An 18,610-nucleotide genomic window follows, 5' to 3' on the forward strand; every position below is an offset into this window, starting at 1 on the left:
TAACAAAACGCCTTCAATCATATTGAAGGCGTTTTGTTACTTATTCACCAATAAACATATATAAGTTATTTGGCTTTATAACGGCATCTCCTGCATAAATAACCCATTCTGTTAAGTCATCAAAATCTAAATGATAACTATTTCCTTCACTCATATCTTCTATAAAATATGGTTCATTAATGAGTATTCCTTGAATAAAGTCTTCTGTAATATGTTGCATTTCAAACCACATATGCTCGCTTTTACCCTCTTCATAGGAAACGCCAAACTTAGCGAGAAAACGAAACTCCTCATTTGATTGTTCAATTTGAAAAATGTTGCTGAAATACCCGAAAGTATTTTTTGCATTGTAAGCCATACGAGCCGTTTCACTATTTGTTTTATAGAACATGAGCCCTGTAGCTTCCTCGTGTTCTTTGAAAAAGCTTTCGATACATTCTTCTGAAGTATCAAATTTGAACAAGAGAACAGATGGCGATTGATGGTATTCATCTCGGTCATCCATCCCGCCTAAGAATGTGTTTTGTGCATCTATTGGTTGTAGCTTCACTTCTTCATCCTCAATTGAAGATAATTGATCTATACTCGTTTTATGCCCAATATAAGATAAACCTTTTTCCCACGGCACAGCTACTGTATGTATAGAACCTTGCTGACTATGTGCGATAACGATAGGCTCATTCATAGGGACTTGTCCATTTTCAACGGCATTATTCGCAAATGTTTGAAAGAGGTCACCAATGCCATAGTAGGAAGGAATGCGATTTGGAATAATTAATTCTATTTCTGTTACGCCCGCTCTTAAAAGGCCGTGTGTATGAAACCAATATTGCGTAGGCTCGCCTTCTTTATCGTCTTCATAAACGGAATGAATAACGTACAAGTCAGGAATGTCAGGTAATAATTCATTTTCAACGTGATATTCAATATAGCTTCTAGATATTACCTTCATTGCTGCACTTGAATCAATTAAAAATAACAAATCTGGCGCAAGGTTCCATAAAAACTGTAACTGCTGGAAAAAGCAGTCCAGCACATCGCCTACAAATAGCGTACGGGTGAAAATTTCAGTACCGAAAGCCGCATCTTCAAAATTACGATCTACGATTGTAGAATCTTGTCTATTGTACAGTTTATATTCTTCTGGGTCATTCGCCTCATCAATATGCAGTTCATACGGTATGACTTTTTCATCGATGTGTAACTCAACAATAAGGCTTGTCTCATCACTATAAACAATTTTTAACTCATCAACTTTAGTAGCGATAGTTTCTAGCCGTTGTTTTAACTTCTCAATTGTAATTCTAGTCGGTATAACAGCAATCATATCTGAAAAATGACGTTCTAATGTTCCATTCATAGCTGCGCGGTATGTTTCTGTCTGTACTTCCATCCAATCACTCCTATTCAAATGAATCCATTTTACATGCCAATTAAATTTCGATATTTCTGTTTTTTCTCTTTCATATTATAAAACGCATTCGTATAAGGTGTAAAATTATTATTTTGTATTATAGTTTGAAAGCTTGTAAATTAAATAAATTTTTTGTAAAACTTGTCGAAATATCATTCTATATAACGAATCATTTGATATGATAGACATGCTGAGAAAATATGAAATAGGGAGAGGGAAATGGCTGTGAAGAAATTGTTAAGTGTCTTTTTATCATTCATACTATTGCTTTCATTTACTGGAACTTTAGTACAAGCAGAAGAAACGACTTCTATGTCAGTAGAAAAAGCAATTCAAGTATTTAAGCAGCAAGGGAAAACGAAGGGGATAGTGGAAGGATATATTGTCGGATATACGCAAAGTCCTTCGAAATACACGAAAGATCCGGCTAAGTTTGATGATACAAACGTAGCAATTGCTGATTCGCCAAATGAAACGAATCCAGACAAAATCATGCCTGTTCAGTTGCCAAAAGGCGATGTGAGAGCGGCAGTAAACGTGAAAGATCATCCTGAAAATATTGGGAAGAAAGTTAGTTTAACAGGGACGCTTGAATTATATTTTAGTAGCCCAGGTTTAAAATCAGTAACAGCTCATAAGTTTCAAGGAGAAGGACAAAACCGTGTTAGCGATGTAGTAGCGTCGCCTAGTGGCGGAGAAATTGCGAAAGGAACAGCAGTAACGTTAACAACGAATACAGAAGGAGCAACAATCTACTATACGTTAGATGGCTCTAACCCTACAAATAAAAGTGTTCGTTATAACGGACAAATTGTAGTGAATGAAAATAGTGTGATTAAAGCAATTGCAGAGAAAGAAGGGCTTACTTCTTCAGCAATTTCAACATTTTCATTTGTTATCGTAAACAATGAACCAGTTCGTATTCATGATATTCAAGGAAAATCACATATTTCTCCTTACAACGGGAAGAAAGTATACAATGTGGAAGGCGTTGTAACAGCGCTTGATAAAAATGGTTTTTATATAGAAGATAATCAGCCAGATAATGATCCAGCTACTTCAGAAGGTATGTATGTGTACAAAAAGGATGCGAATGTAGCAGTAGGAGATCTTATTCAAGTTGATGGAGTAGTAGAAGAATATGTTGGACCTGGATATGCAGAAAGGTTTGACACAGACTTAACGACGACGGAAATTAAAGCGAGCCGCGTTGCTGTAATCGCAAAAGATCAAGTTTTACCAGCACCGATTGTACTTGGAGAAAACGGTGTGAAAATTCCTTATCAAATTATCGATAATGATGCATTTGGTTTATTTGATCCAAATGAAGATGCAATCGATTTTTATGAAAGTATAGAAGGTATGCGCGTTACGATGCCAACGCCAAAAATTATTGCACCTCAGAAAAACGGGAATTTATATGTAACAGTGAAAAATGGCGGAAATAAAGTCGTAACGAAATATGGCACACCTGTATTAGATGAAAATCAATTAAACCCAGAGCGTCTTTCTGTAAAAGTACCTCGTAATTATGTAGCAAAAGTAGGAGATACTTTCACTGGAAATATAACAGGAGTAGTCGGATATGATTACGGTGCGTTCCGCATTGCGCCAATAACGGAATTACCATCTGTAGTAGACGGTGGATTTAAGCAAATAGGAGCAAATATTCAGCCGCGTCTTGATAAGTTAACGGTTGCTACATATAATATTGAAAACTTCTCGGCGAATAAAAAAGAAACAACAGATGAAAAAGTAAAAGCGTTAGCGTATTCTATTAAATACAATTTAAAAATGCCGGATATTATCGGTGTAGAGGAAATGCAAGATAATAACGGAACGGTTAATGACGGTACAACAGATGCTTCGTTAAGCGCAAAACGTATCATTGATGCAGTGCTAGAAATTCGCGGGCCAAAGTATGAGTATGTAGAAATTGCTCCGAATAATAATTTAGACGGAGGAGCACCAGGCGCTAACATTCGCGTCGGTTTCTTCTATAACCCATCACGCGTGAAATTAGCAACAGTACCGAAGTTGCTTGATAAAAACGTTGTCCGTATTGGAGACGAAAATCCATTGTTTGAAAGTACACGTAAACCGCTTGCGGCAGAATTTACGTTCCAAGGACAAAATTTAGTTGTTGTTGCAAATCACTTAAACTCAAAAATAGGAGATGCAACACCATTTGGAAAAGTACAGCCGCTCGTATTAAAAAGTGAAGAAAAACGAGTTCAATTAGCACAAGAAGTCAATCATTTCGTACAAGGAATTCAGAAAAAGAACACGAATGCACCAGTTGTTGTGTTAGGGGATATGAACGATTTTGAGTTTGCTAAACCACTAAAAGCACTAGAAGGAACAATCTTGAAAAATATGTTAAACACAGTGCCGAAAGAAAACCGCTACACGTATATTCATGAAGGAAATGCACAAGTGCTAGATCATATTTTAGTAACAAACAACATCGCACCGCACACAATCGTAGATCCAGTACACTTAAACTCAAACATTATGAAAGAGCACGGACGTGTAAGTGATCACGACCCAGTACTTGCTCAAATTGATTTGAAGAAGGCATCTTAAAGTAGGGGGCGCTTAGGTAACTAAGCGTTCTTTTATTTGATAAAAATAGATAAGGATAGTGTATAAGCGATTTTTTAGAATGATATAGATTGGTCTTCTGCAGTTTTATGGTAAAATTAATTGAATATTTAGTTTTTGGGGAGGTCAATGATGCAAGCACAACTAAATGGAAAATTAATAAATCAGCTTGCAATTTTTTTTAGTACAATCGTCATGCTTCAATTTGTAGCGGAGGTAATAGGACTTACGCAAAATTTAGATATTACATATAACTTAATACATACAGCAGCATCTTATATAACGTTTAGTTTAGCAGTTATTTTTACTTTAATTGGCGCAAGGAGAGAATTAAGTAAATATGCAATTATTTCATTATGTTTAGTTGTAGGTATTAAAGCGATTTATTTTGTAGGGGTCGTTATTTTATGGGGATTGGCTGGCACGCCATAAAAGGATAGTAAATAAACCTCTAATTTTCAAGATAGTAAGGAAATTAGAGGTTTATTATACTTGAAATGATTTTCTACACCGATCTCTTCTTTGCAATCTTCTTCTATATTTTTTTCTATCCCGCTTTACCCCTCGTATATACATAAGTAAGCTAACGAAAAGAAAGAAAGCACATTGCACCGTTAAAATGTACGGTGACATTCCATCCAATGGTTGTTTTGGATCATATAAATGAATTGGTGCTCCGCCTATTGTAGGGAAGACGGTATTTAGCAGGACGTAAGGGATGGAGGTAGCTGCAAATGGAAATAGAAGCGACATATAATCTTTTTGTGACCATGCAGATGCAGCAAGTCCTAAAAGAGCCATTAAACCTGCAAATAAAAAGTTAATTCCAATATATACAGTAATGTAAATAATGGGAGAAGCCTCATATAAGTTTGCAAACATCCCATTAACATTTATGATGCCTGAACCAGCCGGCGTTTCTCCGTCTGGAATGGTTAATTTGCAAAATAATAAAGATAAGATAAATGGAAGCGTATAAAGAAGTCCGCCGCAAAAGAATGTAACAATATATTTCGTTATTGAATAAGAAAATAAATTAATTCCTTTACTTACAAACTGTTTAAAGCCATCAGATTTATCCGAGTTGTAACTTGTACTAAAGGGAAGGCTCGCAATAATTGGCATTAATAATAAATAAACATCCATTTCATTGTCACGAAATCCAATCCATTTTATATCTGTTGATATAGGTCCGCTTGCAGCGTCCCCTAAATAACGAATGACATAATAATAATGATAAATACAAATAAGAACGAATCCACTAAACATAATAATTAAAGAAACACGATTACAAAAAGCTTGCTTTATATTTAAACGAAGCGCACGCATCATGACTGAAAAAGCCTCCACTGATTATTAGTCTTCACCAATCGGACTTTTATGGTCAGCCCGATCCCCACCTAAATTCTTTGCTTTCGCTGAATTTTGAGGTAGGGTCTTACTGCCCGTTAAAGTCGGATAAACTTGTCTATTTTCTATATTACTATTAAATGTAAAGATTTTCTTGTTTTTTTATTTGATTATTTAAAAAAAGAGAAATTTGTTGTTGGGAAGTAAGGTTTAGCTGTATATCTCAAGAACACCTTTTCCTTTTCTCTTTTCTTCTGATAAACTATGGACAGTATGATACAATTTGACTGGAATTTTTTATACTGGAAATAATAAAAAAGAGAACTTGTATAGAATGTAAGCGTGTGGTAATATCAAAGATGTACTAATTGACTATATTATCCAATTGGTCATTTTTGGAGGTGACGATGTGGCGATAGATCGAAAACGTTCTATTATTGAGGCTGCAACAAAGTCTTTTTCAGCATTCGGTTATAAAGCAACAACGATGGATCAAGTAGCGAAGTTAGCGAATGTAGGAAAAGGGACGATTTATACTTTTTTCAAAAATAAAGAAGAGCTATTTGGCGAGATTATTTCTAATTTAATTACAGAAATGAAGCAAGTTGCAGAAAATGCAATTCGTTCAGATGTTTCATTTTTTGAAAATGTACATAGAGCATTATATAGCATATTAGAATTCAGAAAAGAACATCAGCTCATGATTAAGTTAATTCAAGAAGAGCGCGATATGGGAACGAAAGAAGTACAAGAAGTGATGCAACAAGTAGATGTGGAAATCGTTTCTGTCATTCAATCCTATTTAAAGATTGCGATTGATAAAGGTGAAATTAGCAAATGTGATCCAGAAATTACAGCATTTATTATGCTTCGCTTATATGTATCGCTTATTTTTGATTGGGAAAAAAATCATGAACCGCTAGAAAAAGAGAAAATTGCAGAATTATTTGAATTTTATTTATTAAAAGGATTGTCAAACTAAGATAATCCTTTTATTATTATAAAAAAGTGACCGATTGAACAAGGTGGTCATATATTTAATTTAGGAGGGATAATAGAAATATTCACTTCATAGTAAGGAACAGTTGCATAGTATAAATTCGGGGATAAGGCATATGTATGAATCAGTATAGCCTTTTTGTTTGGGTAAAAGTGACCATTTGAACAATATGGTCACTTTGAAAAGGGGGAGAAATGATGAAAGGAAATCAGTTACTTCGTAAAGAGTTCACACAAATTATAAAAAGTAAAAAAATATTAATTCCAATTATCGCGGTTCTATTCGTACCAATTTTATATGCAGGTATGTTTTTATGGGCCTTTTGGGATCCGTATAAACAGTTAGATGATTTACCAGTTGCGGTAGTCAATTTAGATAAAGGTGCAGTATTTGACGGAAAACCAATTGAGGTCGGAAAAGGGCTTGTTGATAATTTAAAAGATAATACCAGTTTTAAATGGGAATTTGTAAGTGAAAAAGAAGCGAAAAAAGGAATGGAAGGCAGAAAGTATTACATGTTAGTACGCATTCCAGATGACTTCTCAAGTAACGCTACAACGTTATTAAAAGACGATCCGAAGCCATTAAACTTAGAATACATTCCAAACGAAAGCTTAAACTTCTTATCTTCCCAAATTGGCGGAACAGCCATTGAAAAAATTAAAGGTGAAGTAGCAAGTACGTTAACGAAAACATATGCAGAGAAAATGTTTGATTCCATTCAAGACGTCTCAAAAGGACTAGCAGATGGGGCGGAAGGAGCAAGTAAACTACATGACGGATCAAGTGAGTTGCATGATGGTTCAAGTAAAGTAACGGATGGACTTCATACACTTCAAGGAAAGTCTGGGGAGATGAAGGATGGAGTAGGGAAACTAGCAGATGGATCTAATAAATTAGTAGATGGGTCAGGGAAAGTGACAGCAGGTTTAAATACGTTAAATATCAAAACGGGTGAGATGCAGGTAGGTATAGGGAAATTACAAGATGGCTCTCAGAAAGTAACAGTAGGTTTGAATACGTTAAATAGCAAAACGGGTGAGATGCAGGTAGGTATAGAGAAATTACAAGATGGCTCTCAGAAAGTAACAGCAGGTTTGAATACGTTAAATGGAAAAACGGATGAAATGAAAAAAGGAATTGACGAATTACGTGATGGATCTGAGCAAGTGACTGGTGGTTTGAACAAATTGGTAAGTAAATCTGGCGAATTAAAAGCAGGAACAACCGATCTATCAAATGGTATGGGAAAAGTTGTTGAGGGACAAAGCCAATTAGAGAAATGGTCTCAAGGGATTCAAAAGGGATTGCAGGAGTTAAATAGTAACGTACAAAACTCTATTGCAGGTTTAGAGGAAATGCAGTCAAAAGCTCCTTCTACATTAAATAAGGTAAATGAGAAAATAAATGAGGCTGGAGAAAAAGTAAATCTGTTAAATGAATTCACGCAATCAACAGCAGAGGATGCAAAAACTGCAACGCAAGATGTAGCAAATTTGCAAAAGCAAATCGAGAGTTTACCAAAAGAATATCAAGATCAGTTGCAACCCTTTATAACAAGTGCGGCAAAAAGTACAGCGACAGTGCAACAAAAAGCTGTTGGAGTTGCAGGTGGAACAAATAAATTAAATGCAGAAGTAAAACAATTAAAAGGTGAAATACAACAAACGACAAGTGGAGTACAAAGCGAATTACCAAATCCAAAACGGGTGAAAGCTTTAACGGAGGGTATTGAGAAACTAACGAATGAACAAGCGAAATTTGTTAGTACGTTTCAGGATTTTGGTGAAGGGTTAGGAGATACAAAAAGAGGTGCTGATAAATTAAAAGAGGGATCAGTTCAATTAATTGATGGCGCAACTCAATTACAAAGTGGATCTGGAAAAGTGACAATAGGATTAGGGAAATTATCTGTAGGAGCAAACCAAATGACAGGTGGTGTAACTCAATTAGTAGATGGCTCTGGTCAAGTGACAGGCGGTTTAGGCGAATTATCTACAGGAGCAAACCAAATGGCAGGTGGTGTAAATCAACTAGCAGATGGCTCAAGCCAAGTAACAGGCGGTTTAGGTACATTATCTGTAGGAGCAAACCAAATGGCAGGTGGTGTAAATCAACTAGCAGATGGCTCTGGTCAAGTAACAACTGGCATAGGTACGCTAAATGGTGGTCTAAATAAAATGTCAACCGGCTCAACCCAGCTAATCGACGGCGTTAATAAACTAGCAGACGGTTCCGGGAAAGTAACGGATGGCCTTGTAAAAGTAAACGACGGTTCAGGTGAACTTGCTGAGAAACTTGGCGAAGGGGCAGAGAAAACTGGTGAAGTAAAAGGAACGGATAAAACGTATGATATGTTTGCAAGTCCTGTAAAAGTGAAGACGGAGAAAATGGCGGAAGTTCCAAACTACGGAACTGGATTTACACCGTATTTCTTATCACTCGGTTTATTTGTTGGGGCATTACTATTATCAATCGTATATCCATTACGTGATACAGTGGGTGTTCCAAAATCAGGATTTAGCTGGTTTATTAGTAAGTTCGGCGTTTTACTATCAGTCGGTATTATTCAAGCAGTAGTAGCTGATGTCATATTATTGTTTGGATTAGGTGTAGAAGTACAAAGTATTCCGTATTTCATACTCTTTAGCATTGTTACAAGTTTAGCGTTTATCGCATTAATTCAATGTTTAGTAACAGCATTCGGTGATGCAGGGCGTTTCATCGCCATCATCACATTAATTATTCAGCTTACAACAAGTGCTGGAACATTCCCACTAGAATTGATTCCGAAGTTTTTACAACCATTCAATGCTTGGCTACCGATGACATACTCTGTATCAGGGCTGAAAGCAGTCGTATCAAGCGGAGACTTTAACTTCATGTGGCAAAACATAGGAATACTCATGATCTTTATCGTTGTGTTATCACTTGGAACAATTGCTTCATTAACTTGGATGCACAAACGACAGTTTAAAAATATTGCTGAAAATCAATCGGTTGAAGCGTAGAAAAAAGCACCTTTTTGGTGCTTTTTTCTTTTAACTTATCGTTTCTATAGGTAGTCTACTATGTTAGTGTTACTTTTTGTTTTCGTTCTTTCATTCCATTTCTATTCTTTTTAATGCTAATTCAGCTGCTAATTTCCCGTTATGTTGGCCATGTTCTTTAACCCAATTTAGTTTTTCGCTAGCTGGCACGTATCTATGGAAACCTAGAATTTCAGCGGCTCTCTCTTGTACCCACATATCCGAATCGTCCAAGAGGGGAAGTATTTCATGTAATTGTGCGCGAGGAGTTAAAGCCATAATTGAAAATAAATATTGAGTTCTTTTAGCTTCATTTAATTCATCGTTTTTAAGAAGGTTTTTCAATTCATTAATGGTTTGTATATCTTGCTTTAGTTGCAGTTTATCCGTATTTTCTTTGGAACAAGGATAATGTCTTGGAAGTTCATACCAATCGCTTTCAGGACTTTCTAATAGAGCTTTTATTAACGTTTGTACATGAGGATATACTGGAGATAAATCTATTTCCTCATGGTCTATAAAACAAACTTTTCCTGTTAGTGGCCCTAACATGTAAACACCTACATAATTGGAATTATCATCTGTCCATAATGGGAACACTTCTGAAATATTAACATCTTCATGTAGGTATAAATACACTTCCATGGCTTCTTCAAAGGATAATAAGCGTATTAAAAAGTCATTCTTGTGCTGCAAATAGATTGGATTTTTGAAAGCATTCATCATTTCTTGAGGTAATGATATGTTAAAAAAAGTTGCAATTTGATTAAATAAATTGTCCATTATGTATTCTCCATTCATTATATTTAAAACTAACTCGAAATTTGAACCTCTTCATAAATGGAAACGAATGTTTCGTGGGATTTTTTCGTCATCAACAATTTCGTATCTATTTACTTATACTCCTATAAATTTTTTACTATACATTAATAATACAAAATTCCTTTGCAATAACACCAATGTTTTAGAAAATAGATTTTTTATTTTCTGTATTAATTCAGCTATTCCAGAGGCTCAATTAATTTGTCCTTGGAGCTCTTGCTTTTAATTTCTAATTGCAGTCTAAACGAAAGAAAAGGAATTACAACAATTTACAGAGAAACATAGAATAGAGGAGTTGATATGATGAAAGGAAATCCCACTTACTATTTTATCTTGTATCCACTAATCTTCTTTCTTGTTTTCACCCTTTCACCTATCTTACTTCACAAAGAGGAATATACAAGTATAAAAGATACATTAGGAATACTGCTATTCTACTATGTGTTAATTAGCGGGTATTACCTTATGGCTAGTATAAGTGAAAGAATAAAGAAAAATAATAAGGACAAACAATAAAGTTGTATTATTTAAAAACCGATGGAGGATAACAAAATGACCGAAAATGAAATCAAATTCAGAGATACAACTATTCGTAACTTTTTTGATAAAGAGGACCGCCTAAAATCAATTCCAGGTCAAAAGAAGAAAAAACTAGTATTGTTAGAGTATTTAATTAGCAAGTTAAATGCGGAGAATCAGTATACGGAAAAAGAAATCAATGCATTCATCAAACAATATCATGACGATTTTTGTACGATTAGACGCGAGTTTATTGTGCAGGGGTTTATGGACAGAGAGGATAATATGTACCGTATAAATGGGAGAGAAATGTGGACGAAGTGGGAGGAGTTAAAATAAAAAGCTCTGTTATGGAAAACAGAGCTTTTTATTATTTATTCGGATGTAAAATTTTAAAATCGTAGGTGTAAATGGATTTACCACCTTTAACAGATGTAATAATTTGATCCATATCTTTAATTTTAGTAGTTTTAATTTTTTTACCGGTTGTTAGAGAGTATGTTTCTATAGAATATTTATGTTCTTGCTTTTCATTATAACGTAATACATATAATTGATCGTTTTCAAAATATGTTTGTTCATTATATCTAACGCCATCCGTTACATGGTAATCAATTTTGAATTTAGGATTGACTGCATTTGTTTCGGTATTAAAAGTTATGACCTCACCTAGTCCATTTATAAAAAATAGTTCATTGTTATGTAGATAAGCGGAATTATTTTTTGTAAATGGTATGGAAGCTGTGGAATTCTCCTCGGAAGAAAGTAAAATTAAATCTTGTTTTAATGATTTTTTATCAATGCGTAATAAATATACTTTGCCTTTAATGGAGTTATCGTTCTCAATTAAAATCGTATAATAAAAATTTGAGTCACTTAAAATAGATGAGTAACTAGAATACGACATGTTTTTATTAAGATTAATTGTTGTAACATCTTCAAGGTGCATAGTTGAATCATTAAATAGTAATTTTTTTAAACTATGCTCATTTTTATCTATATCTTGAGTTAAGACTAAGACTTCATCTGTATTGACGCCAGAGCTAATAAGATAATGAGGAATATTTCCTTTATGAATCTGTTTTTGATTACCAAAAATTACATTCGAATCATAATTTCCAGTAGATGAGTTACTACCTGAATTGTAAATGTTAACAAATAAGCCTTGTTTTTTTAAATATATCCTTTGATCTCCTGTATGTTGGTATTTCATTTTAAAATTTTTAAAATCATCTCCAATAAATTTAATATTATCTTTACTTTCTAGTACGATTTCTTTTTTGTTATCAGATACACCTATTCCTCCGAGTTCTAAACCATTCATTTTATATCCATGTGCTTTTGCATTTTTATCGATGAATATCGCATAACTAATCCCGTTGCCATCCATATCTTGATCGGCAGTCGAAGAGAGATATATAACAGCTTGTTTATCTTTCAAAAAATCTTTTTTCTCAATATCTTCTTCAGATATTGAATTTACATTATTGTTTTTAAAGAAGAAAAAGTAGATGAGTGCTACAATTAAAATTATGCTTAGAATAAGAACGATTATTTTTTTCACTGTTATGAGCTCCTTTTATAAGAAGAAGTGCAACAAATATAGTTGTTGCACTTTTTCTTCAGTATTAAATATTACGAATTGTTGAGGTTTGTTTTGCGTCACGAACATCCCGTGGATATACACCAGCACCGCCATCTTTATCTAAATCTAGTCCGCCATGAAGTTGATAAGCAGACCAAATTAGTTTAGAACAGTTTTTAGCCCCATAATGTGTTGTACTTCTATTTGTAGCAAAATTATAAGAATATGAATCTTTACCTACACGATCTTTTGCCCACCATGCCGCATCATTTTTGTTTTGCCAAGATGTATTTACGGATTTTACTACCGCATCTCCTTTATCTACTTTACGGGATGTAGTACTAATTGTACGAACGCCATCACCTGGTACAGATTCTACAATTGTATTTGAACTATAATACATACCAACATGTCCATGATTTAAGTATGCAGTGTATGAACCAGTATAGAAGAAATCCCCCATATTGCTGTTCCCAACTGAAACTGTACCACCACTAGCTCCTAAAGTATTCATTTTTTTACTTGCTTCTTTTTTGCCTTGTTCTTCATCTGCTTTTAGCTCTTTATAAATCTGTTCAGAAACAGCTTCTTTTGTATTCCCAGTGTTGTTTGCTAATTCATTAATACTAGATATTAGCTCTTGTGTACTTACATCGGGCTGCATTTTTTTGATTTCATTTAAGTAAGGTAAATCATCACTTTTTGCCAGAGAAGCAGTAGGTACAATCACAGTAGAAGCTAGTAACCCCATTGTTAATGTTAATGCATGTAGCTTTTTCATAATCCATCCCCTTTGTGCAATTTATTTTTTCTGGGAATTTTACCTGTATTTTATTTAAATGGTAAAATTCCCCTTAATGATAAGTGATAGTTTTATAGCTGTAAATCGTATTTTAGTAATTAATTGTTGAGAAAGTTTGGCTTGTAATAGGTTTGAAAAATAAGATTATTATGTTTTTAAGTGTAGATAAATTATATGGAAATGTATAATACAGTTTGTGTGAATATTTGTCTAAGGAATAAAAGGAGGGAATGATTATGGCGGGCTTTATAAAAATTATTCTTTAGTCGTACCATTTGTTATAATACGTGATATTCGTAATTTGTTATATTCCCTACGTTTTTTTGTTGAGAAATAAAAATAGTACTTTATTTGAACTTTCACTTTCAGTAATGTATATAATTGTCTCAATTCAGTTTTTCAACGAGGGTTCTTACAAAGTAGTAGTTTACTTTGTATAGTTCCATTTTAATAGTCATGATTAAAAAGATGGCCAGGTAAATATCTGAGCCATCTTTAAAACATTTTATTCTTCCTCCCACTATATTGGTGGGAGGATTCCATTTTCCCTTTATGAGAAATTATGAAATTGCGTTCTCTAATCGCTCTTTCTGACGAAGATGATGTGCAAAATGCATAGAAATAAGTTGAAACCATTCTGCTGCATGTAAGTAACCAAGCCCAGGATGTTCGACTTTACAATCACTTGGGATAGAAGAAAGTGTTGGCTCAATGTCTTTAACAATTGTAATTAATTCTAGAAGCTGTTTCTGTATGTCTTCTTTATTAGAGGGATTTTCAGGTGTATATCCAGGATGATTTGGTACTTTGATTTGTATATCCGGGAAAGCACCAAGTTTATATACTTTTTCACCCATGTCCGTTTTCTTGTTAGTTGCTGATGGTGTTTCAGTTTTACATTTCGCAATTGCATCTAACTGCATATATGTAGAGGCAATTAAATGACTATACATTTGACCGAGGGACCATTCTTCGCTAGACGGCTTCGTCCTAAATTGTTCTATAGAGTACCTTTCTAATTCCTCTATGTAATACGTTGCTAATTCCTCAAATTTCTTCATATTGTTAACCCCTTTTTATAAAAATGTATTTGCTAATACCTAATATAAAGGATGGCTACTGACAACATTATGTCAGTAGTGAAATTAAAGTTTTAACATTTTTTTTGCTTCATCACGGATTTTCTCAGAAAGAATTTTTGGCTCAAGTACTTTCACTTGGCTCCCCCAGCTAAATACCCATTGAAATACTTCGTCTATGTTTCTTGATTTCAAAAAAACGTGAAAACTGTTATCTCTATGCTCGTATGAATCTATAAAAAAGTAGCGGGACTCAATAATCTTATGTGCAATATGAGATGGAAACAATAAATGAACCGTAACAGTCCGATTGCTTTCAGGTTTATAGTTTTGTAAAGAAAAATCTTTCGGCTTTGTAAAGAATTCTTGTTCTTGCTGTAATGTATCCATTCGATCTAAACGAAAATTGCGTATTTGTTTTCGAAGTAAACAGTGGGCAACGATGTACCAAATTCCTGAAATATTGACTAAGCCATAAGGATGAACGGTCCGCTTTATTTTTGTAGTTTCTCTCGGTTTCCGATAAGAAAAAGAGATAGCTTGTTCTTTTTGAATAGATTCTTGCAATAGAAGAAGTTGATTTTCTAGTTTTTCTTGTTCAGATTGCTGATGTGAAAATATAGGAGAAAGGAAACGAAAAGTTTCTCGTAATTCCTGGGCTTTCTTTTGTTGATCAGCAGGGAGAACAATTTCAAGTTTCTCTTTTGCTGATCGTGCATGTACAGAAAAAGAAGAAGTGAAAGTTTTCTCGATATAATCACCGCCTAGTAAAAGAGTAACAGCCTCTTCAGGCGTAAGCTGAATGGGGGGCAAGAAATAACCATCCATTAATGAATAACCGTGACCAGGCATTGAATAAATAGGAACACCCGATTCGTTAAGTGCATCCATGTCTCGATAAATAGTCCTTATACTTGTTTCGAATTTTTCAGCTAAGCTTTTTGCTGTAACAGTTTGTCTTCTTTGTAATTCAATTAATATGGCTAATAAACGATCTGTCCGATTCATGAAATATCACCTTCAAATTTTTATAAATATGCTTACTATAAACTTCTAAAAGCAGTATGTTTTCCCCTCCCATTAACAGACTTTTCCCTATGTATAATATTAATATAGTAAAATCATAACAACCCATATTGCAGTTTCCAATAATATACTATATAATCAATTTAAGAAAACGTTTTCATGCAAAGGGGGAGAATTTCGTGTCGACTATAGAGGACGTGGCGAAATTAGCGGGGTTATCAAGGACAACGGTTTCTAGGGTGATTAATAATCATCCATATGTTTCAGATGAGAAGAAAAAAAGGGTTCAATTAGCAATGAAGCATTTAGGCTTCGTTCCTAATTCTGCGGCGAGAAGGCTTCGTAAACAAAAAACGGAAACAATTGCGGTGCTAGTTCCAAGGATTACAAATCCTTTCTTCAGTAGATTTATTGAAGCAATCGAGATTGCTGCTTCTGAACATAAATATAAACTGATTATTTGTCAAACAAGATATTTACCGGAAAAAGAGATGGAGTATTTACAATTATTATCTACGAAACAAGTAGATGGGATTATTCTATGTTCACTAGAAAATCCGTGGGAAGATGTAGAGCCATACTTACAACACGGTCCAATCGTGTTATGTAATGAATATATTGAGGAAGCAAATATTCCAACAGTGAAGTTTGATCATGCGCAAGGAGCATACATAGCTGCTAAGCATGTGTTAGAACAAGGATATCGTAATCTTATTTTTTGCCGTGGTAACGAAACCAAAGTGGTTAGCCAACAGCGAAAAATGGGCTTTTTACGTGCCATAACGGAGAAGAGCCGCCAAGTAGAAGCGATTGATTTTCTTGAAAACGCTTTCTCTTGGGAAGATGGAAAACGAATATTCCATGAAGTATTAAAGGACAAAAAAAATCCTACCGCGATTTTGGCAGGAGGCGATGAGGTAGCAGCTGGAATTATTTCAGAGGCGAAACGCCATGACTGGAGCATTCCAGATGATCTCGCTGTTATCGGTTTTGATAATCAAATTTTATCACAGATTACAGAGCCAGGTATTACGACAATTGAACAGCCAATCGATGAGATGGCCCGAAAAGTTGTCGACCTGATGATGGATAAAATCCATACGAAAAATTATCGAAAAAAAGAATTGTATGAGTTTGAACTGGAGCTCTTGGTGAAAGGTTCAACGATGAAGGATACGATGTTATTAGCCTAGTAGACTATGTCTGCTAGGTTTTTTTCTGTTCACAAACTACTATTCTTCGTGAACGCAGTCATCACATTTGTTATGGTATGCTTCGTGTTGCTCATCAATTTCTTTCCCACAGTGCGCACAAGTTTTCGTCGGTAAATTTCTGAAAAACTCCATTGGTTGATCGATCATGTCAATCCCTCCATTTCCATTTCTTACTATCATTGTATTAGTACAAAAAACAAAAGTCAACAACTGTTTTATAACAAAATTGAAAATTAATGAAAAAGTTTAGGAAATGGATTATAGTTAACAATGTAGAATGTAAGTGAAACATGCATTTCTACTCGGTTTTAGAAAGGATGGATACATATGAAAATGACTGTTGTCGGCTTTTGGGGCGGCTTTCCAGAAGCGGGAGAAGCAACGTCGGGGTATTTGTTTGAACACGATGGTTTTCGTTTACTTGTAGACTGTGGTAGTGGTGTACTAGCACAGCTTCAAAAATATATAACACCATCTGATATAGATGCAGTTGTACTTTCGCACTATCATCACGATCATGTTGCAGACATTGGGGTATTGCAATATGCGAGACTAATTACGAGTGCGACAAAGGGACAACTACCGGAACTACCAATATACGGTCATACGTTTGATGAGAGTGGATTCCAGTCTTTAACGCATGAACCGCATACGAAAGGAATCGCGTACAATCCAGAAGAAACACTTCAAGTTGGACCGTTCTCGATTTCATTCTTAAAAACTGTTCATCCTGTTACATGCTTTGCGATGCGTATTACAGCAGGTAATGACGCTGTAGTATATAGCGCAGATTCCAGTTATATTCCTGAATTTATTCCATTCACAAAAGATGCTGATCTTTTCATTTGTGAGTGTAATATGTATGCACATCAAGAGGCTGCAAAAGCAGGGCATATGAATAGTACAGAAGTAGCAAGTATTGCGAAAGATGCGAATGTAAAAGAACTTTTATTAACGCACTTACCGCATACAGGCAATCCAGCTGATTTAGTAACAGAAGCAAAACAAATTTTCAGTGGCCATATTACGCTAGCGCATAGTGGCTACGTATGGAACTCATGAGGTGATACGATGTTATTTATTGATAATAAAGGGATTACAGATCCTAGAATAAACTTAGCGATTGAAGAATATTGTGTGAAGAATTTAGATATTAACGAAACATATTTACTTTTCTACATTAATGAACCTTCGATTATCATTGGTAAAAACCAAAACACAGTAGAAGAAATTAATGCAGATTACGTAAAAGAAAAAGGTATTCATGTCGTTCGTCGTCTATCAGGCGGAGGCGCAGTATATCATGATTTAGGAAACTTAAACTTCAGTTTTATTACGAAAGATGATGGAGACAGTTTCAGCAACTTCAAAAAATTTACAGAGCCTGTAACGAAAGCGCTTGGTAAATTAGGCGTAAATGCAGAACTAAGTGGTCGTAACGACATTTTAGCTGAAGGCAGAAAAATTTCAGGTAACGCGCAGTTCTCAACGAAAGGTCGTATGTTCAGTCACGGTACGTTACTATTTGACTCTGAAATCGATCACGTCGTATCAGCACTGAAAGTAAAAATGGATAAGATCCAATCCAAAGGAATTAAATCAATCCGTAGCCGCGTTGCGAACATTACAGAGTTCCTAAACGAAGAAATGACGACAGAAGAGTTTAGACAACTTCTTCTAGAAACAATTTTTGAAGGAGAAACAGAAATCCCAACGTATGAATTAACAGAAGAGGATTGGAAAGAAATCCACAAACTTTCTGAAGAGCGCTACCGCAATTGGGACTGGAACTACGGAAAATCTCCGAAGTTCAACTTACAACATTCACACCGCTTCCCAGTTGGACAAGTTGACGTTCGTCTTGAAGTGAAAAAAGGAACAGTAACAGAATGTAAAATTTACGGTGACTTCTTCGGTTCACTAGATGTGCATGATATTGAAGAACGTCTAACAGGCGTACAATTTGATAAAGATGCATTCACTGCAGCTTTAGAAGGCGTAGATATCGCACGTTACTTCGGTAATATTACAACAGAAGATTTCTTACATTTGTTCTTCTAAAAATAAGGGAGGCTACCGTAACTGGCAGCCTCTTTCTTTTTGCGTAGATTGTCATGTTTTGTCGGTAAGTTGATATATTTAAAAAATCGCTGATATATTCCGGGT

General features: G+C 34.8%; 17 protein-coding genes. 9 read left to right on the top strand and 8 right to left on the bottom strand.

Features of this window, described 5'->3' with window-relative positions:
- Positions 1-40: 40 nt before the first annotated feature.
- On the bottom strand, positions 41-1,393 hold the full coding sequence (locus BAQ46_RS01820; protein ID WP_061131501.1) for a DUF4026 domain-containing protein: 1,353 nt from the start codon (positions 1,391-1,393) through the stop codon (positions 41-43).
- A gap of 240 nt (positions 1,394-1,633) precedes the next feature.
- On the opposite strand from BAQ46_RS01820, the gene BAQ46_RS01825 reads away from it, so the two are divergent.
- Together BAQ46_RS01825 and BAQ46_RS01830 are read left to right on the top strand one after the other, a co-directional pair.
- Positions 1,634-4,000: a DUF6359 domain-containing protein gene (locus BAQ46_RS01825; RefSeq protein WP_071741544.1), complete on the top strand. Its 2,367-nt coding sequence runs from the start codon at positions 1,634-1,636 to the stop codon at positions 3,998-4,000.
- Positions 4,001-4,150: 150 nt separating this feature from the next.
- Positions 4,151-4,450 (top strand): hypothetical protein, encoded by a 300-nt coding sequence (locus BAQ46_RS01830; RefSeq protein WP_001148847.1) that lies wholly within the window; start codon positions 4,151-4,153, stop codon positions 4,448-4,450.
- 54 nt (positions 4,451-4,504) lie between these two features.
- On the opposite strand, the gene BAQ46_RS01835 is transcribed toward BAQ46_RS01830, so the two are convergent.
- Entirely contained in the window at positions 4,505-5,350 is an 846-nt protein-coding gene (locus BAQ46_RS01835; protein ID WP_000984154.1) for a membrane protein, read from the bottom strand.
- A gap of 427 nt (positions 5,351-5,777) precedes the next feature.
- Here BAQ46_RS01835 and BAQ46_RS01840 point away from each other — a divergent pair, with 427 nt between their 5' ends.
- Both BAQ46_RS01840 and BAQ46_RS01845 read left to right on the top strand, forming a co-directional pair.
- On the top strand, positions 5,778-6,350 hold the full coding sequence (locus tag BAQ46_RS01840; protein WP_000963374.1) for a TetR/AcrR family transcriptional regulator: 573 nt from the start codon (positions 5,778-5,780) through the stop codon (positions 6,348-6,350).
- A gap of 215 nt (positions 6,351-6,565) precedes the next feature.
- Positions 6,566-9,379, top strand: coding sequence for a YhgE/Pip domain-containing protein (locus BAQ46_RS01845; protein ID WP_071741545.1), 2,814 nt, complete (start codon positions 6,566-6,568; stop codon positions 9,377-9,379).
- A 90-nt stretch (positions 9,380-9,469) separates the two neighbouring features.
- Here the strand turns inward: BAQ46_RS01845 and BAQ46_RS01850 are convergent, their stop codons facing one another.
- Entirely contained in the window at positions 9,470-10,180 is a 711-nt protein-coding gene (locus tag BAQ46_RS01850) for a hypothetical protein (protein ID WP_071741546.1), read from the bottom strand.
- Between the two features lie 339 nt (positions 10,181-10,519).
- On the opposite strand from BAQ46_RS01850, the gene BAQ46_RS30990 reads away from it, so the two are divergent.
- Together BAQ46_RS30990 and BAQ46_RS01860 are read left to right on the top strand one after the other, a co-directional pair.
- Positions 10,520-10,735 carry a hypothetical protein gene (locus tag BAQ46_RS30990; RefSeq protein WP_071741547.1) on the top strand — a complete coding sequence of 72 codons (216 nt, stop codon included), beginning with the start codon at positions 10,520-10,522 and terminating at the stop codon, positions 10,733-10,735.
- A gap of 36 nt (positions 10,736-10,771) precedes the next feature.
- Positions 10,772-11,077: a DUF2087 domain-containing protein gene (locus BAQ46_RS01860; protein ID WP_000138195.1), complete on the top strand. Its 306-nt coding sequence runs from the start codon at positions 10,772-10,774 to the stop codon at positions 11,075-11,077.
- 31 nt (positions 11,078-11,108) lie between these two features.
- Here the strand turns inward: BAQ46_RS01860 and BAQ46_RS01865 are convergent, their stop codons facing one another.
- The 4 genes from BAQ46_RS01865 to BAQ46_RS01880 all read right to left on the bottom strand — a co-directional run bounded on the left by BAQ46_RS01865 (position 11,109) and on the right by BAQ46_RS01880 (position 15,212).
- A complete protein-coding gene (locus BAQ46_RS01865) occupies positions 11,109-12,302 on the bottom strand; it encodes a hypothetical protein (protein WP_071741548.1) in 1,194 nt (397 codons plus the stop codon).
- A 64-nt stretch (positions 12,303-12,366) separates the two neighbouring features.
- Positions 12,367-13,104: a hypothetical protein gene (locus BAQ46_RS01870; RefSeq protein WP_000733102.1), complete on the bottom strand. Its 738-nt coding sequence runs from the start codon at positions 13,102-13,104 to the stop codon at positions 12,367-12,369.
- 581 nt (positions 13,105-13,685) lie between these two features.
- Positions 13,686-14,186 (bottom strand): DinB family protein, encoded by a 501-nt coding sequence (locus BAQ46_RS01875; RefSeq protein ID WP_000713022.1) that lies wholly within the window; start codon positions 14,184-14,186, stop codon positions 13,686-13,688.
- Between the two features lie 84 nt (positions 14,187-14,270).
- Positions 14,271-15,212: a helix-turn-helix transcriptional regulator gene (locus BAQ46_RS01880; RefSeq protein ID WP_071741549.1), complete on the bottom strand. Its 942-nt coding sequence runs from the start codon at positions 15,210-15,212 to the stop codon at positions 14,271-14,273.
- Positions 15,213-15,409: 197 nt separating this feature from the next.
- On the opposite strand from BAQ46_RS01880, the gene BAQ46_RS01885 reads away from it, so the two are divergent.
- On the top strand, positions 15,410-16,423 hold the full coding sequence (locus BAQ46_RS01885; RefSeq protein WP_000103718.1) for a LacI family DNA-binding transcriptional regulator: 1,014 nt from the start codon (positions 15,410-15,412) through the stop codon (positions 16,421-16,423).
- 39 nt (positions 16,424-16,462) lie between these two features.
- Here the strand turns inward: BAQ46_RS01885 and yhfH are convergent, their stop codons facing one another.
- Positions 16,463-16,591, bottom strand: coding sequence for a protein YhfH (yhfH, locus tag BAQ46_RS01890; RefSeq protein WP_000567010.1), 129 nt, complete (start codon positions 16,589-16,591; stop codon positions 16,463-16,465).
- Positions 16,592-16,771: 180 nt separating this feature from the next.
- Between yhfH and BAQ46_RS01895 the strand changes: the two genes are divergently transcribed.
- The gene (locus tag BAQ46_RS01895; RefSeq protein ID WP_000784663.1) at positions 16,772-17,506 is read left to right on the top strand and encodes an MBL fold metallo-hydrolase; all 735 of its coding nucleotides are present in this window, start codon (positions 16,772-16,774) and stop codon (positions 17,504-17,506) included.
- Between the two features lie 9 nt (positions 17,507-17,515).
- Positions 17,516-18,505 (top strand): lipoate--protein ligase, encoded by a 990-nt coding sequence (gene lplA, locus BAQ46_RS01900; protein WP_000897258.1) that lies wholly within the window; start codon positions 17,516-17,518, stop codon positions 18,503-18,505.
- Positions 18,506-18,610: the final 105 nt, after the last annotated feature.

Origin of the sequence: Bacillus paranthracis, from assembly GCF_001883995.1 — a bacterium.
GTDB classification, from domain to species: domain Bacteria; phylum Bacillota; class Bacilli; order Bacillales; family Bacillaceae_G; genus Bacillus_A; species Bacillus_A paranthracis.